Raw genomic sequence first — 23727 nt, 5'->3', positions numbered from 1 at the left:
TTTTATTGCCCTCTGATTTACAGGAGTGACAAATGAAAGCACTGCTAGATTTATTTAAACAAGTTACTCACAAAGAAGAGTTTGATGCCATAAAAATTGGCCTTGCTTCTCCAGAGAAAATTCGCTCTTGGTCTTATGGCGAAGTAAAAAAACCTGAGACGATTAATTATCGTACCTTCAAACCGGAGCGAGATGGTCTGTTTTGTGCCAAGATCTTTGGTCCAGTTAAGGACTATGAATGCTTGTGTGGAAAATATAAACGGCTAAAGCATCGTGGTGTCATCTGCGAGAAATGTGGTGTTGAAGTAACTTTGTCAAAAGTACGCCGTGAACGTATGGGGCATATCGAACTGGCTTCACCTGTTTCACATATCTGGTTCTTAAAATCCCTACCATCGCGTTTGGGTATGGTATTGGATATGACTTTACGTGATATTGAACGAATCCTATATTTTGAAGCTTATGTAGTTACTGATCCTGGCTTGACGCCCCTAATGCGTTGTCAGCTACTGACTGAAGAGGATTATTTAATAAAAACAGAAGAATATGGAGATGATTTCAGTGCGAGCATGGGCGCTGAAGGCATTCGTGATCTATTAAGTAATCTGGATATTAAAGCCGAGATTGAGAACTTGCGGCGTGAAATGGATAGTACTGGATCGGAAACAAAGATTAAGAAAATTTCTAAGCGACTTAAACTGCTGGAGGCATTTAATAAGTCAGGGATAAAACCACAATGGATGGTTTTGACCGTGCTACCAGTTTTGCCACCAGATCTTCGTCCCTTGGTGCCGCTCGATGGCGGTCGTTTTGCGACTTCGGATTTGAATGATTTATATCGCCGGGTTATCAATCGTAATAATCGGCTAAAACGATTATTAGAGTTAAAAGCACCAGAAATTATCGTTCGCAATGAAAAGCGTATGCTGCAAGAAGCGGTTGATTCATTATTGGATAATGGTCGTCGGGGTAAGGCAATGACTGGTGCTAATAAACGAGCACTTAAGTCATTGGCGGATATGATCAAAGGTAAGGGTGGGCGTTTCCGCCAGAACTTGCTAGGTAAACGTGTGGATTATTCTGGTCGCTCAGTTATCGTTGTCGGACCTCAACTCAAGCTCCATCAGTGTGGATTGCCTAAGAAAATGGCACTCGAGTTATTTAAACCTTTTATTTTCAATAAACTGGAGCTAATGGGAATTGCAAGTACCATCAAGGCTGCCAAGCGCGAAGTTGAGAATGAAACTGCAGTAGTATGGGATATTCTTGAAGATGTAATTCGTGAGCATCCAGTTATGTTAAATCGTGCACCAACTCTGCATCGATTGGGTATTCAAGCGTTTGAGCCAGTTCTGGTCGAGGGTAAAGCAATTCAATTGCATCCATTAGTTTGTGCTGCATTTAATGCTGATTTTGACGGTGACCAAATGGCTGTTCATGTACCGCTTTCATTAGAAGCACAAATGGAGTGCAGAACATTAATGATGTCTACCAATAATGTTTTATCCCCAGCTAATGGAGAACCCATTATTGTACCCTCTCAGGATATCGTACTCGGACTTTATTATACTACTAGGGAGAAAATGGGAGCTCGGGGTGAAGGTATGCTATTTCAGGATGTCAGTGAAGTCTCACGTGCTTATGAAAGTAGGAATGTAGAATTAAATGCAAGAATCAAGGTGAGAATCAGGGAATATGACATTAATGCGGATGGCGAACGGTATGAAAAAATTACACGGTATGAAACAACAGTAGGAAGAACATTATTATTTGAAATTTTTCCTCCTGCACTTCCATTCTCATTGCTCAATAAAACATTAAAAAAGAAAGAGATATCAAAACTGATTAATGCAAGTTTTAGACGTTGTGGATTGAGGGAAACAGTGATTTTTGCTGATAAGCTCATGTATGCGGGATTTAGTTATGCAACGCGTGCCGGTATCTCTATTTGTGCGGATGACATGTTGATACCGACTCAGAAAAGCAACATTATTGCTGAGGCGGAACAAGAAGTAAAAGAAATTGAAGGGCAATATATATCGGGTTTGGTGACACAAGGAGAGCGCTATAACAAAGTGGTGGATATTTGGGGTAGAGCAGGGGATCAAGTTGCCAAAGCTATGATGAATCAGCTTGGTGTAGAGCCAGTACTTGACACGTCTAGCGGAAAGATTCAACTTGACGAGACAGGTGCACAGTTAACGCAAGAATCATTTAATTCAATCTATATGATGGCGGATTCTGGTGCTCGTGGTTCAGCGGCACAGATACGTCAGTTATCAGGTATGCGCGGATTGATGGCAAAACCTGATGGTTCGATTATTGAAACACCAATTACAGCTAACTTCCGTGAAGGTTTAAATGTCCTACAGTATTTTATTTCAACACACGGTGCCAGGAAGGGATTAGCAGATACGGCATTAAAGACTGCTAACTCAGGTTATTTGACTCGACGATTAGTTGATGTTACTCAAGATCTTGTGGTTACAGAGGAAGATTGTAATACTGATAGTGGCGTAGTTATGAAAGCTTTAGTGGAAGGTGGTGAAATTATTGAAGCATTACGCGAGCGAATTTTAGGTAGAGTTGTAGTTAACGATGTAATTAATCCCGAGAGTCAAGAAGTGGTTTTTGCATCGGGGGTATTGTTGGATGAAGATGCTGTAGATTTGATTGAATCTTTGGGTATTGATGAAGTAAAAGTCCGTACACCACTTACCTGTGAAACTCGATATGGTTTATGTGCGAAGTGTTATGGACGGGATTTGGGGCGTGGTACTCCGGTCAATGTGGGCGAAGCAATAGGAGTTATTGCCGCTCAATCAATTGGTGAACCAGGTACGCAATTGACAATGCGTACATTTCATATTGGTGGTGCAGCCTCCAGAACTGCGGTGGTAAGTCAGGTTGAAAGCAAGTCAAGTGGCACAGTACATTATTCTCCAACGATGAGATATGTGACCAATGCTCAAAATGAATTAATCGCTATTTCACGAAGCGGTGAAATCATTATTCAAGATGAAAATGGACGCGAGCGTGAAAGACATAAAGCTTCTTACGGTGCAACATTGCTAGTACGGGATGGTGAGATGGTTAAAGCAGGCCAGATATTAACCACTTGGGATCCGCATACTCGCCCTATAATAACAGAATATACTGGGAAGGTGCGATTCGAAAATGTTGAAGAAGGGGTCACTGTAGCGAAACAAATCGATGAAGTTACTGGATTGTCGACATTAGTAGTTATTGATCCAAAACGTCGAGGAGTTATACAATCGAAAGGTTTACGTCCACTAGTGAAGTTCTTGGATGATGATGGGAATGAAATAAAGATGTTGGGTAGTAGTCAATCTGTGAGCATAACGTTCCAGATCGGTTGTATTATCACGGTGAGGGATGGACAACAGGTGAGTGTAGGCGAAGTATTGGCAAGGATTCCACAAGAGACTTCTAAAACACGTGATATTACAGGAGGTTTGCCGCGCGTGGCAGAGCTATTTGAAGCAAGGGCGCCAAAAGATGCAGGCATGTTAGCTGAGGTTACGGGCATTGTTTCTTTTGGTAAGGACACCAAAGGTAAGCAAAGGCTAATTATTACTGATCTTGAAGAAATTGTGCATGAATACTTAATTCCAAAAGATAAACACGTAATGGCACATGACGGACAAGTAGTGAATAAAGGTGAAATTATTGTTGACGGACCGGCAGATCCACGTGATATTTTGCGTTTACAAGGGGTTGAAGCATTGGCGCGATATATTACTGATGAAGTCCAAGATGTATATCGATTGCAAGGTGTTAGGATTAATGACAAACATATTGAAGTTATTGTTCGTCAAATGCTGAGGCGAGTGCAAATTACCAATTCGGGTGATTCGGCATTTATCCCGGGAGAGCAGGTAGAGCGTGCCGATTTACTCGTCGAGAACGAACGATTAATTGCCGAAAAGAAAATGCCAGCTACTTATGAATTTATGTTGTTAGGTATTACAAAAGCATCATTATCGACGGACTCATTCATTTCTGCAGCCTCATTCCAAGAAACAACTCGAGTATTGACTGAAGCGGCAATTATGGGCAAGAAAGATGATTTGCGCGGATTAAAAGAGAATGTTATCGTTGGCAGATTAGTTCCTGCTGGTACGGGATTATCTTTTCATAGTAAGAGGAAAAAGCAAGGAAAAATACCTGAGATTATTGCCGAATCAGATGTCTCAATTGATAGTGTTGATAGTGCCGTTTAGTATGGAAAAAACTGATGTAGTGTTCGTGTAATGCTAATCTTTCAAATAGCTTGACAGTACAAGGATGACTAAGTAGTCTAGGGGAGGATGCTATCTGTTGAAGGTGGACGGATGGTGGGGTTTTATGCTGAAGGGAAGGGGGTCTTATGAGAGGCCGGGAAGATAAGGAAAGGGAAAGAAATTATGGAAAACCAAAGGAGAGAGAGATGAAAGCCAAGCGATGGGCTGGGGTAATAGCGGGGCTGTTAGGAGCTATGCTGATAGGAACGGCGCATGCGAACATACTGAGTGTTCCGGACGAATTGTATGAAGCATTGAAGCTGGATCGTGAGAAAGCGACACCGAAGGAAGTATACGAAGCGGTGGTGAAGCGCTACAAGGATCCTGAGCAAGGAGCGGGTCGGGGAACATTGGCGCAATACTGGGAACCGATACCATATGGAATATATTTGGATCCTGCGACATTTTACAAATCGCCGACCTCGAATAAAGAGATAGCGAGCCGGAAGGAATGTGTGGAATGTCATACGGACGAATCGCCGGTATGGGTGCAAGCATGGAAGCGCAGCACGCATGCGAATTTAGACAAAGTACGTAATTTGAAACCGGAAGATCCGACTTACTACAAGAAAGCCAAGCTGGAAGACGTAGAGAAGAATTTGCGCTCTTTGGGTAAGCTGGCGGAAGGCGAGAACCTGAAGGAAGTGGGGTGTATTGACTGTCACGTGGATGTTAATGCGAAAAAGAAAGCGGATCACACCAAAGACATTATTATGCCGACAGCGGATGTATGTGGTAAATGCCACTTGGCGGAATTTGTGGAGCGGGAATCGGAAAGAGACACGATGATTTGGCCGCACGGCCAATGGCCTGATGGACGCCCATCGCACGCATTGGATTATAAAGCCAACGTAGAAACCACTGTTTGGGCAGCGATGCCGCAACGCGAAGTAGCTGAAGGTTGTTCGATGTGTCATACGAATCAGAACAAATGTGACTCATGCCATACGCGCCATGAATTTTCAGCTGCGGAATCGCGTAAGCCGGAAGCGTGTGCCACTTGCCATAGTGGTGTGGATCACAACAACTGGGAAGCTTACTCCATGTCCAAGCACGGCAAGATGGTATCGATGCTGGGAGACAAATGGAACTGGGAAGTACAGTTGAAAGATGCCTATGAACTAGGTGGTCAAAATGCACCGACCTGTGCGGGATGTCACATGGAATACGAAGGCGAGTATAGCCATAACATGGTAAGGAAGATTCGCTGGGCGAACTATCCGTTTGTTCCGGGAATAGCGGAAAATATTAATAGCGAATGGTCGGAAGCGCGTTTAGACTCGTGGGTGGTTACCTGTACCAAATGTCACTCGGAGCGTTTTGCACGTTCATATTTAGAATTGATGGACAAAGGCACGCTGGAAGGATTGGCTAAGTATCAGGAAGCTAATGAAATTGTGCATACACTGTATAAGGAAGGCTTATTGACAGGTCAAAAAACTAATCGTCCTGCCCCACCGGCACCGGAGAAAGAAGGCTATGCATACTTTGCACAGTTGTTCTGGTCGAAAGGTAACAGTCCTGCGGCGATTGAGCTGAAAGTACTGGAAATGCACGAAAATGACCTGGCTAAGATGCATGTAGGTTTGGCGCACGTAAATCCGGGTGGATGGACCTATACGGAAGGTTGGGGTCCGATTAACCGCGCGTATGTTGAAATTCAAGACGAAAATACTCGTATTCGCGAGATGATTGCGCTGCAGGAACGGGTGAAGAATCTTGAATCGAAACGTACCAGTTTACTTGATCTGGATGGCACAGCTGAGAAGATCTCGCTGGGTGGTTTAGGTGGCGGCATGCTGCTGGCCGGGACACTGGCCTTGGCGGGTTGGCGTAAACGTAAGCAAAGTGAAGCTTGATAGGCGCTGATACGACAGACCGCACCACCCAGGTGGTGCGGTCAGGAGACAGGCTCCTCCCGTCATTAGGAATTTTTCTGGTGGCTGGAGGATTACTTTTATTGGGCTGGTTTGTGTATCTTTGGTTTAAGCCGATACCGGCTCCCTATCAATATCAATTGGTAGAAGAAGGCGACAGCAGCAAGTTTGGTAAAATAGATCTGACAGGTTGGCCGGATTTAAAGCTTGGTCAATACAAAGTACAAGCTGACGGGGTAGGCAAGCCGATCGCTGAATTCATTGTTGCGAGGCAGAATGATGGGGCGCCGGTACTGATCTATTGGAAGAATAGCACCAATGAAGTGCTTTACAATTTTGACAGAAAGCCATCGGAGCTTACTATTCTGGCTGAAGCGATCAGGAAGTACGCCCCGAAAGATGCGCTGATACTATCCTGGTGGGATACCTCGCGGCAAATCAAACTGCTTACAGGGCACGACACATTTTTTACCCATCACCTGAACGAACCCCTCATGATACCGGCTCCTTGGCTGGAGCACAGCAAAGAGATTCAGGCCTATGAAAAACAATTCTGGCAAAGCAATGCGAACTCGGCGGAATTGGATCGATTTAAACACTTTAGTCAGGCATTGGCGGCACCGGCGGAAGACGGCATTAAGCAACTGCGGCAACTGATTGGTTCCGATCGTGAGACCTATCTGATTGTACACGTGACTGATCTCTATAAACTGGGGCTCATGTACCCTGAAAGTATAGGTGTTGCCTATCAGAATTTTCCGATGACGGGAAACATGCATGGCATGATCAATCAAATGAAAGTACAAGTTAAGGAAAATAATTTTGACACCTATACGTTGCAATCGGTTTCAGACAATGAGATCAGAGTATTTTTTCTGAGCGATGAAGAAAGCAGTCAAACATTGTTGGCAAGAATGCTGCCATTTGTTGATAAGACCGCGCCGACGGAACTGGATTTGGCGCAACTGATCTACCAACAAGGGGGTTATTGGGTATATAAGCTACCTTAAGAACAGAAAAATGACCTTGAGCGATATAAAACCCTCAAAGTGGGCACATAATCATTTACACAAAACGATGATAGCGTACAATACGAACCCATCAAATTTGAATTAAAAAAGTATAAAGGAGGAGAGATGAAATACCCGATAACCTATATATTGGCCATATTGGCGATGGCTGCATTTTTCTCGGGCACGGTGTTGGCGGCGGATTTTGAAGGTCGCACGAAATGTAGTTCGTGCCACAAATCGCAAGCCAAATCATGGAATGACACGGCACATGCCAAAGCGATGGAATCGTTAAAGCCGGGCACACGCAAGGAAGCCAAGATAAAAGCGAAGCTGGATCCGGATAAAGACTACACGCAAGACAAGGACTGTGTAGGTTGTCATGTTGATGGATGGGGCAAGAAAGGTGGCTATACGGTAGAAGCACCGAAGAAGCCGCTAGCGGCAGTTGGTTGTGAATCCTGTCATGGTCCTGGGAAGAGCTATCGAGGAGATCACCGTAAGGGAGGGCAGGCCTTTGAAAGCAAAGGGACTACCATGCAACGCAAGGTATTGGCAGACAAAGGTCAAGATTTTCATTTTGAAGAAGCTTGCAGTGCTTGCCATTTAAACTACGAAGGTTCACCGTGGAAAGGTGCGAAAGCTCCGTATACACCATTCACTCCGGAAGTTGATGCGAAATATACATTTGATTTTGACAAGATGGTGAAGGATGTCAAAGCGATGCATGAGCATTACAAGCTTGATGGTACATTCGTAGGGGAACCCAAATTCAAGTTTCATGATGAATTCCAAGCGAATGCCAAAGAGAAAGTGGCAGATAAAAAAGATAAAAAAGGAAAAGACTGATGAGCGGCTTACAGAAAGGTGCGATAGGGACACTACTGACAGGCGGGTTATTGGGGATATTGCTGGTAGCGGTGGTATTTGGAGGAGAAGCGGCGCTATCTACCGAAGAGTTCTGTACCAGCTGCCACTCGATGACTTATACGCAGACGGAACTCAAAGAATCGACACATTATGGGGCATTAGGAGTCAATCCCGGTTGTAAGGACTGTCATATACCGCAAGGATTCAAGAATTTTCATTTAGCGTTATATACGCATGCGGTGGATGGTGCGAGAGAGCTTTATTTGGAATTGGTTAATGATTATTCGACGTTGGAGAAGTTTAATGAGCGTCGGCTGATTATGGCGCATGATGCACGGATGAACTTGAAGAAATGGGACAGTGTTACCTGCCGTGACTGTCATAGGGATCCGAATCCGCCTGGGGCGGATGCACAGGAAGCGCACAAGAAGATGAAGACGGAAGGAGCGACGTGTATAGACTGTCATCAGAATTTGGTGCATGAGGAAGTACCGATGACGGATCTGAATGCAAGTTTGGCTGCGGGCAAGATGGTATTGAAGCCGGACGAAGACGAAGAAGATGAGGATGACGAAGAAGAAGATGAGGACGATGAAGAAGAGGACAGTGCTAGTGATGTAACCGCAAGCGAAGAGGATGATGACGAAGAAGATGAGGATGATGACGAATAATTCCCTTTTTGATTAAGAGAGTAATCTATCTTTTTTAGAAAAGGATGCTCAAAATATTTTTTGTGAGATTTTGATATAAAAAATACTTGAATGGCCCGCCTATGGCGGGCTTTTTATTCGTTGAGGTTTTTGTATGTTGAATCATTTTTCAAGGCCGGATGTTGTTTATCCACATAGAAATAAAGACTACTTTATTGCTGGTTTCACTTTCTTTTGTGTTGCAGTGAGCCTGGTAATCGATGGCAGTGCAAGTTATGAAACTCAAAACATTATGGGAGTCATCGCCTGGATTTTTTTGTTTGGATTACTGATTGGTGAAAATAAAGAAGTGCGCATGCAAGTTGTAGTTGCGGTTGCATTTGCAACTGCAGGAGAACATTTTGCTTCCATTTATATGGAAGGATATACCTATCGATTTGGGAATGTTCCATTGTATGTTCCACCTGGACATGGAATGGTTTATTTGACTGCAGTCGCACTTTCCCGCTCAAGATTCTTTTTGATGAATGCAAAAGAATTGGCAATTTTTGTTATTGTATCGGGTGGACTATGGTCACTTTGGGGTATTAGCGGAATTCCTGAGCAAGGTGATCAAGTAGGGGCCTTTTTATTTTGCATTTTTGTTATTTGTTTATTCAAAGGGCGGTCGCCAATGGTTTATCTGGGAGCCTTCTTTATTTGTACGTGGCTTGAGATTATAGGAACGGCGGCAGGAACTTGGAAATGGGCATCCATTGAGCCAGTTTTTAATTGGACTCAGGGAAATCCTCCCAGTGGAGTAGCAGCTTGGTATTGTTTGGTCGATGCAGTAGCTATTGGTTTTGCACCGAAGATTCTAAATGGTTTGCAAAAAATGAGTAACTGGTATAAAACATCATTTGATAAATAACTTTATGCTCAAATAAAATTTCTCGATGTTGTGGGATTTTATGACATATCACTTTTGTTAAAATGAATTCTTTGAAGGAATGTTTGTGACTGTAGTTCGTTTGCCGGATGGATCAGAACGTATTTTTGAACATCCTGTTAGTGTGATGGAAGTTGCGATGGCCATTGGTTCGGGTCTTGGGCGTGCAGCTATCGCTGGAAAAATCAATGGACAATTGGTTGATTTAAGTTATCTGGTTGAAGATGATAGTGATCTGGCGATTATTACGGAAAAAGATGATGAAGGATTAGAGATTATCAGGCATTCTTGTGCCCATTTGTTAGCGCATGCGGTAAAAGAATTATTCCCAGAGGCTCAAGTAACCATTGGGCCGGTAATCGATGATGGATTTTATTATGATTTTTCTTACAAGCGCTCATTCACTTTTGAGGATCTAACTGCGATTGAGAAGCGCATGATTGAAATCAGTAAACGGGATTTGAAAATAGACCGAAAGATACTGGAACGAGCTAAAGCAATTGATTTTTTTAAGAAGCAAGGTGAGTTTTACAAAGCACAAATAATTGAATCAATACCGGGTGATGAAGATTTGTCACTTTATTCTCAAGGTGATTTTACTGATCTTTGTCGTGGACCGCATGTTCCTACCACTTCAAAAATAAAAGTTTTTAAACTTATGAAAGTTGCTGGTGCTTATTGGCGCGGTGATTCAAACAATGAAATGCTACAACGTATTTACGGAACTGCTTGGGCGAGCAAAGATGATCAAAAAAGTTACTTGCATCGATTAGAAGAAGCAGAAAAAAGAGATCACCGCAAGATTGGTAAGCAATTGAATTTATTTCACATGCAAGACGAAGCATCCGGTATGGTGTTTTGGCATCCAAAAGGATGGACGCTATGGCAACAAATAGAACAGTATATGAGGAATATTCTGAGTCACAATGGCTATCACGAAATACGCACACCTCAAATTCTGGATAAGGATTTATGGGTACGTTCAGGGCATTGGGAAAACTTTCGTGAAAATATGTTCATTACGCATTCAGATGAACGTGATTTTGCTATCAAGCCAATGAACTGTCCTGGTCATGTGCAAATATTTAATCAAGGCTTGCGGAGTTATCGTGAATTGCCGATTCGATTCGCAGAATTTGGTTCGTGTCACCGTAATGAAGCATCCGGAGCGTTGCATGGAATCATGAGAGTGCGTGCTTTTACGCAAGACGATGCACATATTTTTTGTACTGAAGATCAGATACAACAAGAGGTTGTGGAATTCATTGATTTATTGAAAATTGTTTATGCAGATTTTGGTTTCCGGGAAATTTTGATAAAACTTTCAACTCGCCCTCTAAAACGCGTCGGTTCAGAAGCGCAATGGGATAAATCAGAAGCTGCATTGGAGGCGGCACTCAATGAAGTTAAATTGGAGTGGGAGCGGCAACCTGGTGAAGGGGCTTTTTACGGTCCTAAAATTGAATTCTCCCTCAAGGATTGTATTGGTCGTTTGTGGCAATGTGGCACATTGCAGCTAGATTTTTCGATGCCTGATCGCTTAGGCGCGGAATATGTAGCAGAGGATAACTCGCGCCAGGTACCGGTTATGCTGCATAGAGCTATACTTGGTTCATTGGAAAGATTTATCGGGATATTGATAGAAAATTATGCAGGTGCATTACCTTTGTGGTTGTCGCCTGAACAAGTTGTTGTATTAAATATATCCCGTACACAGATTGATTACGCTCAAGAAGTGGTTGCTCAATTAAAGGAAAATGGCGTTAGAGCGAGTTTAGACTTGAGAAATGAGAAGATAACCTATAAAATCCGCGAGCATAGTTTGCAGAAACTTCCGTATCAGATTATTGTTGGAGATGAAGAAGTACGAGCAAATAAAATTGCTGTTCGTAATCGGATGGGTGAGAATCTTGGTCAAATGAAATTACCAGACTTCCTCGTGCGGTTTAATGAAGAGCTTTCGTTGAAGGTGTAATTTCTTTATTTAACTAATTTTGGAGAATTTGCCATAGTTCAGGATAAGTCAGTGCGTATCAATGAAGAAATTGATGTGCCGGAAGTGCGTTTGATTGGTGTGAATGGAGAGCAAGTTGGTATTGTTTTACTTGCGGATGCGAATGCCTTGGCGGAAGATGCAGGTGTTGACTTGGTTGAGATCGCTCCAACGGCACAGCCACCGGTTTGTAGATTGATGGATTATGGAAAGTTCCGCTATCAAGAAAGTAAGAAAAAGCATGATGCGAAATTAAAGCAAAAACAGGTTCAAATTAAAGAAATTAAATTTAGGCCGAACACGGATGAAGGAGACTATAATATTAAGCTTAGGAATCTTATAAGCTTTTTGGATGAAGGTGATAAGGTTAAAGTGACATTGCGTTTCCGTGGGCGTGAAATGGCGCATCAAGAGTTTGGTATGCGTTTACTTGAGCGTGTGAAAGATGATTTAGAGTCCTTTGCAATAGTGGAGCAATTTCCTAAAATGGAAGGACGTCAAATGGTTATGGTATTATCTCCTAAGAAAAAAGATACCAAAACAGATAAATCAAAAGTAGTGGCGATAGATTCACTGACATCAATGTAAATAATGTATTGCTTTTTAAGTAATTGTAATATAAAAATAAATGATTATCAGGTTTGTAAAGTTTCTCTATCGCGAGGACACCTGTTTTCATGTTAAATGAGGAGTATTTTGTGCCTAAGATGAAAACTAAAAGCGGAGCAGCTAAGCGCTTTAAATTTCGAGCAAGTGGAAGTATTAAACGCTCACAGGCTTTCAAGCGTCATATATTGACAAAAAAAACAACAAAAAATAAACGTCAATTACGAGGCATAGCGGAAGTTCATTTTACTAATGAGAACGCTATCCGTACTATGATGCCTTACGCATAAAGAAGGAGTAAAGATGCCTAGAGTAAAACGTGGTGTAACCGCTCATGCGCGGCATAAAAAAATATTGGATTTAGCTAAAGGCTATCGAGGGCGTAGAAAAAATGTTTATCGTATAGCAAAACAGGCTGTTATGAAGGCTGGCCAGTACGCCTATCGTGACCGCCGTCAACGTAAAAGACAATTTAGAGCTTTATGGATCGCTCGAATCAATGCGGCTACTCGTGAGTGTGGTTTATCGTACAGTGTATTTATGAATGGTTTGAAAAAAGCTAGTATCGAAGTCGATAGAAAAGTGTTGGCTGATTTGGCTGTATTTGATAAGAGTGCTTTTGAGAAAATTGTAGAACAAGCTAAGGCTAGTTTAGCGACATAATTAGTAATGATAATATGCTGATGGGAGGTCGGGTAAACCCTGAACCTCCCTTTTTCTTATGAAAATGATAATGAATGAAAAAGTAATTCTCAACGCTTAATTGGCATGGAAAATCTGAGAGAAATTATTTCTGAAGCAGAAATTTTGATGAATAATATCGAAGATGCTGCAGAGTTGGAAAATGTTAAGGCGCGTTATCTCGGCAAGAACGGTATTCTTACAGAATTGCTCAAAGGATTAGGAAGGCTTCCGGTTGAAGAGCGTCCTATTATAGGTAGTCAGATTAATGAAGCAAAAATTCAATTAGAATCGACGCTTAAGAACCGGCGGAGTGTAATTCAAGCCAAAGAACTAGAAAAAAAGCTGACGGAAGAGGCTTTAGATGTTACTTTGCCAGGCAGAGGGCATAGTGTTGGTGGACTGCATCCTGTAACGCAGACTTTGCAGCGTATTGAGGGATTATTTCATTCAATTGGTTTCAATGTGGTCTCAGGACCCGAAATCGAAACTGATTTTTATAATTTTACAGCTTTGAATATTCCAAAAAATCACCCGGCCCGTGCTATGCATGACACATTTTATATTGATAATGGAGATTTATTACGAACACATACATCGCCAGTTCAAATTCGATATATGCAAACTAATAAGCCGCCCATTAAAGTGATCGCGCCAGGTCGGGTTTATCGTTGTGATTCTGATGTAACACATACACCAATGTTTCATCAAGTAGAAGGCTTATGGATTGACGAGAATGCCAATTTTTCTGCTTTAAAAGGTATTTTAACCAATTTTATGGCGCAATTTTTTGAACATGATGATTTGTCAGTAAGATTCAGACCATCTTTTTTCCCATTTACTGAACCTTCTGCTGAGATGGATATAGGTTGTGTGATGTGTAGTGGAAAAGGCTGCCGGATATGTAGTCATACAGGTTGGTTGGAAGTGCTTGGGTGTGGAATGATTCATCCCAACGTATTAAAGCATGTCGTGATCGATAGTGAACAATATATCGGATTCGCATTTGGTTTGGGTGTGGAGCGCTTGACAATGCTCAGATATGGCGTCAATGATTTGAGATTGTTTTTTGAAAATGATTTGCGTTTTCTTAAACAGTTTAATTAAATCCAGAAAATGTACTTACTTACTGTGGTAGTTGTGAATTTTCATGAAATTTTCTGAAATCTGGTTGCGAAGTTTTGTTAACCCTGCTTGCTCTGGTGATCAGCTTGCGCATGCACTCACGATGGCTGGGATTGAAGTTGAAAGTATAGAGCCCGTAGCGTCCGATTTTGATAATGTGATCGTGGCAGAAGTTGTTTCGGTTGAGAGGCATCCTACGGCAGATAGGCTATACGTTTGTAATGTTAAAACAGGAAAATCTGATAATGATCTATTGCAGATAGTCTGTGGTGCACCTAATGTAAGTGCAGGAGTAAGAGTACCCTGTGCATTGATCGGGGCAAATTTACCTAATCTTATGATTAAGAAGACGAAATTGCGAGGTATAGATTCTTCCGGAATGCTATGTTCAGGAAAAGAATTAGGTATTAGTGAAGTGGCGGATGGTTTGTTATTACTTCCTAATGATGCTCCGGTCGGTATGGATTTTCGCAGTTATTATCAACTGGAGGATAGAGTTTTTACATTGAGTTTGACTCCTAACCGAGCTGATTGCCTGAGCGTACAAGGTGTAGCCCGTGAGGTTTCAGCCATAACAGATACTGATATCCAGCTCCCGTTTGCGATAGAAAATGTTTCTGACGAAATTGATGATGCGCTTAATGTTTATGTGACTGCTCCCGATGCATGTCCGCTATATTGTGGCCGATTATTGCGGAATATTAATCTCAATGTGTCAACGCCACTATGGTTGACGCAGAGATTAGAACGTAGTGGTATACGATCAATTAATCCAGTCGTTGATATTACGAATTATGTGATGCTCGAAATAGGTCAGCCCATGCATGCCTTTGATCTGACTAAGATAACGGGTGGATCCATTCAAGTGCGTTATGCGTTCTCGCATGAGAAAATTCAATTATTGAATGGTGATCAAGTAGACTTGACTCCAGAAATGCTTTTAATAACGGATGAGCATAAACCACTTGCACTAGCCGGCATCATGGGTGGTTTGGAGAGTGGTGTGACGTATGGCACCACGGATATTTTCTTAGAAAGTGCATTCTTTAATCCGACTGTAATCAGTGGTAAATCGTTTCATCTAGGCTTTAGTTCAGATTCAGCTTATCGTTTTGAACGTGGGGTAGACTTTGCAACTACAAGAAACGCACTTGAACGTGCTTCATATCTAATTCATAGCATCTGTGGTGGTCAAACAGGCACGGTAATCGAAATAAAGAATGAATTACCTCAGCGATCTTCAGTTGATGTGCGTATGGAACGAATAAAACGGATATTGGGTATTGATCTCAATAGGGAGCAAATCGGTAATTATTTTAGGCGATTAGGATTTAAATTCTCTGAAAAAGATAAATGTTTTAGTGTGATACCGCCCACTTATCGTTTTGATTTAATGATAGAAGAAGATTTTGTTGAGGAATTGGCGCGCATTTATGGCTATGATCACATTCCCACTTATTATCCGTATGCCAGTATGGCGATGGTACCGGCACTTGAAACACAACATACCACAACTGAAATTAAACAAACATTAATAAATCTTGATTATCAAGAAGTTATTAATTATTCTTTCGTAGATGCTGGTTGGGAAGCTGATTTAGTAGATAATCATAAGCCAATCACGTTGCTGAATCCGATTTCAAATCAGATGAATGTAATGCGCAGTACGTTGATAGGTGGGCTCATTGCCAATTTACAGTTTAATTTAAATCGTAAGCAAGTTAGGGTGCGTTTGTTTGAAGTTGGCTGTTGTTTTTTACGCGAGAATGTGAGTGATTGTAAGCAAATAGAAAAAATTTCTGGACTTAGCTATGGAGATTTTTCATCTGAACAATGGGGAATAGCAGCAAGAAATGTGGATTTCTATGATGTTAAAGCCGATGTGGAGGTTCTGTGCCGGGGTAAATCAGTTGAGTTTAAAAGATTTTCTCATCCAGCATTACACCCTGGAAAGTCGGCAGAAATTTACTTCGAAGATCGAATTATTGGATGGATTGGTGAATTGCACCCACGTTGGCAGACGAAATACAGTTTGCAAAAAAATACGATATTGTTTGAGCTTAATTTACACAGTTTGAAGCCAAGACCTCTGCCGCTTATTAAGGAAATTTCTAAATTTCCACCTGTAAGACGAGATATTGCAATTATTGTTGATAATGATATTAGTGCATATTCATTACTATCCAGTATGCAGGCAGTGAAATCAACAATTATATCGGATATATCATTATTTGATATTTATCGCGGTAACGGTATGGAAAGTAACAAAAAAAGTCTTGCATTCCGTGTATTGTTGCAAGATACTGAGAAAACACTGACGGATGAGCAAGTAGAATCTACAGTAACAAGTCTAATATCAATATTGAAAAATCAGTTTGGCGCCGAATTGCGTAATTGATGCTTGTTAAGATTCGTACTTGAATTTTCTTCGTAGATTAATAATCTTGATAGCGCATTAATCTGTATTTCTAAGGACGCTACTAATTACTGAATCGCCTCTGTATTAAGTTAATATTACACAGAATTATAACTAAAAGGAGTGAAGCATGGCATTAACAAAAGCTGAATTAGCTGATCTATTATTTGAGAATGTCGGACTAATTAAACGTGAAGCGAAAGACATGGTTGAGTCTTTCTATGAGGAAGTGCGTACTGCCTTACAAAATGGAGAAGGTGTTAAATTGTCCGGTTTTGGCAATTTTCAGCTGCGCTCGAAACCGCAACGTCCCGGTAGAAACCCAAAAACAGGTGAAGAAATTCCGATTACTGCACGTCGTGTAGTGACATTTCATGCTAGTCAGAAGTTAAAAGCCTTGGTCGAAAAAAATTATCATGGAAAGTAAAAAAACAAATAACACATTGTTGCCAATCCCTGCTAAGCGCTATTTTACAATTGGGGAGGTAGGGATACTGTGTGATGTCAAACCGCATGTGTTGCGCTATTGGGAACACGAATTTTTACAATTAAAACCAGTTAAACGTCGTGGAAATCGTCGTTATTACCAACGCCAAGAAATTTTATTGATACGGCGCATTAGAGAGTTACTGTACGTGCAAGGCTTTACAATCAACGGTGCACGGAATCAATTGGAACATATTACAGAATCAAATACATCTGATAAAGACAATATTAATCTGTTTTTTCCAAAGATGGATTTAGGTTATATCCGGTGTGAGATTAATAGTATAAGGTCACATTTGCTTTCATGAAATAGTATTTCAGTGATAGCTTCAAAAGTTTGAGTGTTTTGTTTGCTATAATTATGCACTCGGGGCGTAGCGCAGCCTGGTAGCGTACTTGCATGGGGTGCAAGTGGTCGGAGGTTCGAATCCTCTCGCCCCGACCATGTGGTTAAGTATGTTTGTAAATATGATTGATGCAATATTTAATGCACCGGAACATATTTCTTTCGATAAATTTATAATCAGTAGCTTATAAAAATGCGCATATTGCTCAGTAATGATGATGGCTATTTTGCGCCCGGCCTTGCTTGTCTTGCCGATTTTCTTTCGAAAATGGCAGAAATCATAGTAGTTGCTCCTGAAAGAGATCGGAGTGGATCCAGTAATTCATTAACATTGGATCGCCCGCTCAACTTGCAGAAATCTCATAATGGTTTTTATTATGTCAATGGAACACCAACGGATTGTGTTCATTTGGCAGTCACAGGTATGCTTGATGTAATGCCGGATATGATTATATCCGGCATAAATCAAGGCGCTAACATGGGTGACGACACAATCTATTCTGGTACTGTTGCCGCCGCTACAGAAGGTTTTTTACTGGGCATCCCTTCAATAGCCGTTTCCTTGGTTAATGCGTCTCGTGGAAACTACTTGACGGCTGCATGTGTTGCAGCTGATATGGTAAGTCACTTCAGAGAAAATGAAATCAAGAGCCCGGTTCTGTTAAATATTAATGTGCCGGATATCGAGTATCACCAACTTAAGGGGATCGAAGTTACTCGACTGGGGCGACGCCATAAAGCTGAACCAGTGATCAAATCACAAAGCCCTCGTGGAGAAGTTATGTACTGGGTTGGCGCTGCAGGTCCTGCACAGGATGCGGGTAAAGGTACAGATTTTTATGCAACCCAGAATGATCGGGTCTCAGTAACTCCACTGCAGATTGATTTAACCCGATATGATCAATTGGATCTCATAGCAAGGTGGCTTGATAATCAGGCACCTGGTATGTTGAGGTGATATAAATTTTTGTGAGTATGGATTGGTGAAAGTGAGTCATTCTGGAATTGGTATGACCTCTCAGCGGACGCGTATGCGCATGATTGAGCGCTTACGTACACAAGGGATTGTTGATGAAGTGGTTTTATCAGCGATGAGTACAATTCCTCGTCATATTTTTGTTGAAGAAGCGCTTGCGAGTAGAGCTTATGAAGATGTTGCTTTGCCCATAAATTATGGACAAACTATATCAAGTCCATGGATTGTTGCACGAATGAGTGAATTATTACGTGTAAATAAACACTTAGATAAAGTACTGGAAATTGGAACTGGTTGTGGATATCAGACAGCTGTACTAGCAAAGATTGCACAGAAAGTTTATTCAATAGAACGCATAGGACCATTATTAACGCGAACTAGAATTCGATTGCAGGAATTACAAATTAGAAATATTTATTTAAAACATGCAGATGGCTTACTTGGACTTTCAGAGGCCGGACCGTTTGATGGTATTATCATGACAGCGGTGACTACACATGTTCCTGTTTCATTGTTGGAACAAATAGTCGTCGGTGGCAGAATGATTTTTCCCAAAGGAACTCAGAAGCAGAATTTGTGTGTTATTGAGCGCAATTCTCAAGGGTATAATGAGACTGTTCTTGAAGAGGTGAATTTTGTCCCCTTGCTCGGAGGGGTTGTAAAAAAATAGTAACTCGGGGAACACAAAATGACAAATGTTGCAATGATCAATACTGATAGTTGTAATTGTATCGTTAAGTTATTTATTTTTATGACAAGAAAATCAGAATCATATACCTGTAATTTTTATTTGCTGCTGATTATCTATCTTTTTTTATTGGGATGCAGCACGACACAACCGCCTGTGCCGGTGGTTGATCGTGTGAAAACCGATTCTGCAGCGTCAGCTAGGCCGATCGAGTCCAACAATCTGGATCATCCTCAGTTTTATATCGTGCAGCAAGGGGATACCCTATACGGAATTGCGCTTAAAAACAATGTTGATTACAAAAAATTGGTGGAATGGAATGAGATTACTGACCCAAATTCCATTAAGCCAGGGCAAAAAATTAGCTTGTCTATACCGATAAGTGATTCACAGCCTATATTGTTTGCATTACCCCAGCAACCGATAACTACAGCTATCGAACCGGGTGTAGATTCTTCCGATTTTGCAACTTCCGCAGCAAATAATAACGTTAATGCAGGTAGACTAAAAACGAGCCCAAAGGCCCTTAAATTGCCTTTCTCAGAACAAAATGTGGCGCGATTACAATATCCGGAAAATCATACCTCGCCATCTGCAGCGCAACCCCTCCCAGTTGCCCCTCCTGTGATGGCAAATACCAAAATTGAAACGGCTCCTCAACCCGAAACATCAAAATCGGATATACCAACGAGTCATTCGATTGCTGAATGGATCTGGCCTACAACAGGAAAATTACTATCCTCTTTTTCCAATAATTCGAAGGGTGTAAAGATATCAGGTCAAGCTGGGCAACCAATATTTGCATCGGCTGCAGGTGAAGTTGTCTACAGTGGGCATGGACTTCGTGGTTATGGGAATCTGATCATTATCAAGCATAACAATACATTTCTCAGTGCCTATGCACATAATAGCAGACTACTCGTTAAAGAAGGCGAGGCTGTAGCAAAAGGGCAGAAAATTGCGGAAATGGGAAATACTGATACCGATATGACCCAGTTGCATTTTGAGATACGTAAACATGGTAAACCGGTTGATCCATTGGAATATTTACCCAATCAGTCCTAATTAAAGGAATGAGCAGATCAGCGAATGGCTGGAAATCATCATTTTTTTACTTTGTCTGCAGTCTCATTCTGAAATCGGAAGTCGCATATGCTCCAGAGCTTGTGTGATGTGCTTTGTCGCTGCTTCAGAATCATCCTGATTAGCCAGGGCGATTGCTTGTTCCAAATGTTGGATAGACTCCGTTATGCGTTGATGTGATGTTGTCAATTCATTTTCTGCAGCTTTTGCATGAGTAAGACTTTCCTGTGCATATTCTAATAGGGTTTTGGTGTGTCCTGATTTACCGTGTATGCGTGCAGTTTCAGCGTGTTTTATAGCTTCAGTTGTATGGCGGCTAGCATTTGAGGCGGTGACTTCTGAGGAGCTAAAAAGAAACGTTAATGTGCTCATCATGGTTACGATAATGATTCTTGATTGCCTGGATTCCATGACGTTACCTCAATATTAATTGATAATAAAGTATCTCATATACTCTATATGTTTATACTATAATCCCATGAGTGTTCATGGCATACGATCAGACTTTTTATAACATCCTTCAATATATGGAAGATTCATATTGGAAGATTCATATTTTTATATGGATTAAAAAGATTAAATCCGTTATTTATATAAAATAGATTGAGTAATAGTGATCGCAATTCAATGATTAATTAAATTATTGAGTATTTCATAATCTACCCATCCTTGAATAATTGTTACGCCTTGTATTTGAGTCAATGGCTTTGAGGGTTCACCCAGATCAGACAAAACTGCAACAGCCCCATCAAAGCTTTGTTGGTTGGTGTAGCCGCTTACAGTGATCAGCGTCGGGAGAAGTGCGGCTCGTGCTGATTTCAGCCCATTTTCTGAGTCTTCTATTGCGATACACTGTTGTGCGGGCAAATCAAGCTGATTGAGAACCCAATGATATATATCGGGTGCCGGTTTTTTCGATGGAACAATGTCGCCGGCGCCAATCACGTCAAACCAGTCAATTGATTCTTCGCCTAATGTGGATTTAAGCAGAGAAGTGACATTTTCCATAGTTGTTGTGGTTGCGATTGCAAATTTTATTTTTTTCTGCCGTAATTCTTGAATTAATCGTGCAACACCGGGGCGCAATGGAATATTGCCAGCCTCCATCAGTGATTCAAAGTATTTGGTTTTAGCTTTGTGCAGACTGGCAATCCAATTCGTCAGATCGTTTTTGTTGAGCTCGGTAGGGGCAAAATTTTCCATGAAATAGCGAATTCGTTCTTTTCCGCCAGTAATTTCTAATAGCTTGCCATAAAGATCAATATCCCAATTCCAATCGAGATTAAATTGTTGAAATGCGGCATTGAAAGCAATGCGATGACCATCTTGTTCGGTATCGGCAAGCGTGCCATCAACGTCAAACAGTACGGCTTGCAACTTTTTTTGATTTTTCATTTTCTTGATTAATTTCAGTTGTTGTCAGGTAAATGGTAACTGGCACGCTGCAGACGATCCGCTATGGCTAACCAGTTGGGATGATCAGGAGGTGATTCTATCAGCATATAATCAAATTCTGCTTGATCAAACTGGCGTAATTTTGCATAAAGTTGTTGACCATAAGCGACCGGGTCTTCAGGCATGGAGAATTGCTCGATAAGTTGATTTGAGAATTTTGGTTTATCAATATTCGACCAGGTGATGACCAGGACGCGCAAATTTTTTTCAGCCAGTATAAAAGCATGCTGCCATATTTGTGTATCCGAATACACCCTTAATGGTGTTGTGGGGGCATAATGCGCCGGTAATGATCCAGAAGTCTGGATTAACTGATTATTGATATGATGTGCAAGAATAACGGGGCTATTTAAGGCTGCTTCAAGTTCTGACAACGTAATACTGCCAGGCCGCAGTATTTGCGGTATTTCATCGTGAAAACTGACAATAGTGCTTTCCAAGCCTACATCACAGGCTCCGCCATCGAGAATCATATCAACAGTGCTGCCTAATTCGTGATGCACATGCGCTGCCAAGGTTGGACTGATGCGTCCGAACCGGTTAGCAGACGGTGCAGCCAAGGCCTTTTCCGGTCCTAAAGCATGTAGTAAAGTCAATGCTACGGAATGCGCTGGGAATCTGATCCCAACGGTGTCTTGCCCGCCAGTCACATTATCAGGAATCCGATTGCTGCGTGGTAGAATTAATGTTAAAGGTCCGGGCCAGAAGTGATGAGCTAATTTCCATGCTGAGTCCGGTATAGCTTTTGTCCAATAGTGCAGATGGGAAATATTGCCAATATGAACGATTAGCGGATGATGGGTAGGACGTTGCTTTATTTTGTAAATCTTGTCTATGGCGATTGGATTCGTCACGTCGGCGCCAAGTCCATATACAGTTTCAGTCGGAAAAGCTACTGTACCCCCAGTGCGCAAAATTTGAGCGGCTGCAGTAATTTGATCCCGTTGTACTGAAGATAAGTCGGATTGTGTGAATGCGTACTGTGTAGGTTTCATCCGTGTGATTTGATTGTTATATACAACTGAGACCCGATGTGATTGATAAGGGATTATAGTTTACTGTCATGCCGATCATAACCTAGCATACCTTGCAACAAGCGTACGATATAGAAACATAACCAATTTATTGCATAATTCCATTTGGAAAAAAAGTTTTTGTCGGTTGATGCGACTAGGGTGGATTCTTGTGAAATTGCGGTTTTTAGGCTGGTTCTCAGTTCATTGGCAAACCGATGATCTGCAATGAAAACATTGGCCTCGCGTGCAAGAAGTAAACTAAATGGATCAATATTGGATGAACCCACTGTTGACCAATATTGATCAATAACGGCTACTTTGGCGTGTAAATAGCTGCGATTATATTCATAAATTTTTATGCCGGCTTGCAATAGATTCTCATATAACGCCTGAGTGGCATGATGTTGCAGAGGGTATTCAATTCTACCTTGCAGTAAAAGTTCGACATTGACACCTCGTTGAGCAGCATTTTTCAACGCATTACTGAATTTTTTTCCAGGCAGGAAATAAGCGTTGGCAATAATAATTTCATTCTTTGCTTGATTAATGCCTTCCAGATAAGCGTGTTCAATGTCATGGCGATGGTGCCAATTATCGCGGATAACAAAAGCAGCTTTCTGATTTCCGCAAGAATTGTTTGCCGGTTTTATAGTGTTGGGAGTGATCCAGCGTTTTTTGAAGTGTACCCATGCGACTAACATCCATAAATGCTTCACAGCCTTATGGATCTGAATCAATAGCGGGCCTTTAACAACAACAGCATAATCGAAGCGTGGTGTTAGTTTCTCGGGATTGTCCTGATCATCTATGATGTTTATCCCGCCGATATAAGCGATTTGGGCGTCGATAAGTGTCAATTTGCGGTGCATTCGGCGCAGACGGTAACGACGTGGCATTGAGAATATAAATTCTGGGCGGAATATGAGTACTTTAATACCGGCTTGCAGCATAAGGCTTATTTCTGCCGTGGGGAAATTTTGTGAGCCAAATCCATCGAATAACAGATGCACGGATACGCCACGTTGTGCCGCGTATTTTAAGGCGGCGATGATCTTTTTGCCAACGGTATCGTATTCCAAAATATATGTTTCAATATGTATTTCAAATTGCGCCTTTTCTATTGCGGCTTCTAGTTCAGGAAAATATTCCTCACCATTATGCACAAGAGTAATAAGGTTGCCTTCAACAAAATCAATATCTTTCATTGATGAATAAGC

Annotated in this window: 21 protein-coding genes and 1 tRNA gene; 18 read left to right on the top strand and 4 right to left on the bottom strand. The window is 41.5% G+C overall.

From position 1 onward, the window contains the following. Positions 1-32 precede the first annotated feature (32 nt). The 18 genes from rpoC to CPG39_RS04125 all read left to right on the top strand — a co-directional run bounded on the left by rpoC (position 33) and on the right by CPG39_RS04125 (position 20021). Positions 33-4244, top strand: a complete 4212-nt coding sequence (gene rpoC, locus CPG39_RS04210) for a DNA-directed RNA polymerase subunit beta' (RefSeq protein WP_096292207.1) — start codon at positions 33-35, stop codon at positions 4242-4244. Between the two features lie 206 nt (positions 4245-4450). Next, positions 4451-6163 carry a multiheme c-type cytochrome gene (locus CPG39_RS04205; RefSeq protein ID WP_096291822.1) on the top strand — a complete coding sequence of 571 codons (1713 nt, stop codon included), beginning with the start codon at positions 4451-4453 and terminating at the stop codon, positions 6161-6163. Further along, on the top strand, positions 6160-7191 hold the full coding sequence (gene haoB / locus CPG39_RS04200; RefSeq protein WP_231990303.1) for a hydroxylamine oxidation protein HaoB: 1032 nt from the start codon (positions 6160-6162) through the stop codon (positions 7189-7191). Before CPG39_RS04205 ends, haoB begins: the two co-directional genes overlap by 4 nt. 126 nt (positions 7192-7317) lie before the next feature. Further along, positions 7318-8040, top strand: coding sequence for a cytochrome c-550 CycA (cycA, locus tag CPG39_RS04195; RefSeq protein ID WP_096291823.1), 723 nt, complete (start codon positions 7318-7320; stop codon positions 8038-8040). Then, complete coding sequence (locus tag CPG39_RS04190) at positions 8040-8732, top strand: NapC/NirT family cytochrome c (protein WP_096292205.1); 693 nt, start codon at positions 8040-8042, stop codon at positions 8730-8732. Before cycA ends, CPG39_RS04190 begins: the two co-directional genes overlap by 1 nt. A 133-nt stretch (positions 8733-8865) precedes the next feature. After that, a complete protein-coding gene (locus tag CPG39_RS04185) occupies positions 8866-9621 on the top strand; it encodes a hypothetical protein (RefSeq protein WP_096292204.1) in 756 nt (251 codons plus the stop codon). A gap of 85 nt (positions 9622-9706) precedes the next feature. After that, on the top strand, positions 9707-11614 hold the full coding sequence (thrS, locus tag CPG39_RS04180) for a threonine--tRNA ligase (protein ID WP_096294252.1): 1908 nt from the start codon (positions 9707-9709) through the stop codon (positions 11612-11614). Between the two features lie 33 nt (positions 11615-11647). Continuing rightward, positions 11648-12220, top strand: a complete 573-nt coding sequence (infC, locus tag CPG39_RS04175; RefSeq protein ID WP_096292202.1) for a translation initiation factor IF-3 — start codon at positions 11648-11650, stop codon at positions 12218-12220. A gap of 110 nt (positions 12221-12330) precedes the next feature. Beyond that, positions 12331-12528, top strand: coding sequence for a 50S ribosomal protein L35 (gene rpmI / locus CPG39_RS04170; RefSeq protein ID WP_013647984.1), 198 nt, complete (start codon positions 12331-12333; stop codon positions 12526-12528). A gap of 13 nt (positions 12529-12541) precedes the next feature. Further along, on the top strand, positions 12542-12901 hold the full coding sequence (gene rplT, locus CPG39_RS04165) for a 50S ribosomal protein L20 (RefSeq protein ID WP_096292201.1): 360 nt from the start codon (positions 12542-12544) through the stop codon (positions 12899-12901). A gap of 105 nt (positions 12902-13006) precedes the next feature. After that, entirely contained in the window at positions 13007-14026 is a 1020-nt protein-coding gene (gene pheS / locus CPG39_RS04160) for a phenylalanine--tRNA ligase subunit alpha (RefSeq protein ID WP_096292199.1), read from the top strand. A 43-nt stretch (positions 14027-14069) separates the two neighbouring features. After that, positions 14070-16442, top strand: a complete 2373-nt coding sequence (gene pheT, locus CPG39_RS04155; protein WP_096292197.1) for a phenylalanine--tRNA ligase subunit beta — start codon at positions 14070-14072, stop codon at positions 16440-16442. A 148-nt stretch (positions 16443-16590) separates the two neighbouring features. Beyond that, complete coding sequence (locus CPG39_RS04150) at positions 16591-16887, top strand: integration host factor subunit alpha (RefSeq protein ID WP_096292195.1); 297 nt, start codon at positions 16591-16593, stop codon at positions 16885-16887. Further along, complete coding sequence (locus CPG39_RS04145; protein WP_096292193.1) at positions 16877-17254, top strand: MerR family transcriptional regulator; 378 nt, start codon at positions 16877-16879, stop codon at positions 17252-17254. Before CPG39_RS04150 ends, CPG39_RS04145 begins: the two co-directional genes overlap by 11 nt. 60 nt (positions 17255-17314) lie before the next feature. After that, a tRNA-Pro gene (locus CPG39_RS04140) sits at positions 17315-17391 on the top strand. Between the two features lie 94 nt (positions 17392-17485). Next, on the top strand, positions 17486-18250 hold the full coding sequence (surE, locus tag CPG39_RS04135; protein ID WP_096292191.1) for a 5'/3'-nucleotidase SurE: 765 nt from the start codon (positions 17486-17488) through the stop codon (positions 18248-18250). Positions 18251-18275: 25 nt separating this feature from the next. After that, positions 18276-18938 (top strand): protein-L-isoaspartate(D-aspartate) O-methyltransferase, encoded by a 663-nt coding sequence (locus CPG39_RS04130; RefSeq protein ID WP_096294251.1) that lies wholly within the window; start codon positions 18276-18278, stop codon positions 18936-18938. An 18-nt stretch (positions 18939-18956) separates the two neighbouring features. Continuing rightward, complete coding sequence (locus tag CPG39_RS04125; protein WP_096292189.1) at positions 18957-20021, top strand: peptidoglycan DD-metalloendopeptidase family protein; 1065 nt, start codon at positions 18957-18959, stop codon at positions 20019-20021. A 63-nt stretch (positions 20022-20084) separates the two neighbouring features. On the opposite strand, the gene smbP is transcribed toward CPG39_RS04125, so the two are convergent. The 4 genes from smbP to clsB all read right to left on the bottom strand — a co-directional run bounded on the left by smbP (position 20085) and on the right by clsB (position 23715). Continuing rightward, entirely contained in the window at positions 20085-20450 is a 366-nt protein-coding gene (gene smbP, locus CPG39_RS04120) for a small metal-binding protein SmbP (RefSeq protein ID WP_096292188.1), read from the bottom strand. Between the two features lie 213 nt (positions 20451-20663). Further along, entirely contained in the window at positions 20664-21434 is a 771-nt protein-coding gene (locus tag CPG39_RS04115) for an HAD family hydrolase (protein WP_096292186.1), read from the bottom strand. 14 nt (positions 21435-21448) lie between these two features. After that, a complete protein-coding gene (locus CPG39_RS04110) occupies positions 21449-22489 on the bottom strand; it encodes an L-threonylcarbamoyladenylate synthase (protein ID WP_096292185.1) in 1041 nt (346 codons plus the stop codon). 53 nt (positions 22490-22542) lie between these two features. Continuing rightward, the gene (gene clsB / locus CPG39_RS04105) at positions 22543-23715 is read right to left on the bottom strand and encodes a cardiolipin synthase ClsB (RefSeq protein ID WP_096292183.1); all 1173 of its coding nucleotides are present in this window, start codon (positions 23713-23715) and stop codon (positions 22543-22545) included. Positions 23716-23727: the final 12 nt, after the last annotated feature.

The organism is Nitrosomonas ureae (genome assembly GCF_900206265.1).
GTDB lineage: Bacteria > Pseudomonadota > Gammaproteobacteria > Burkholderiales > Nitrosomonadaceae > Nitrosomonas > Nitrosomonas ureae_C.
This window is presented reverse-complemented; position numbering and strand designations above follow the sequence as displayed.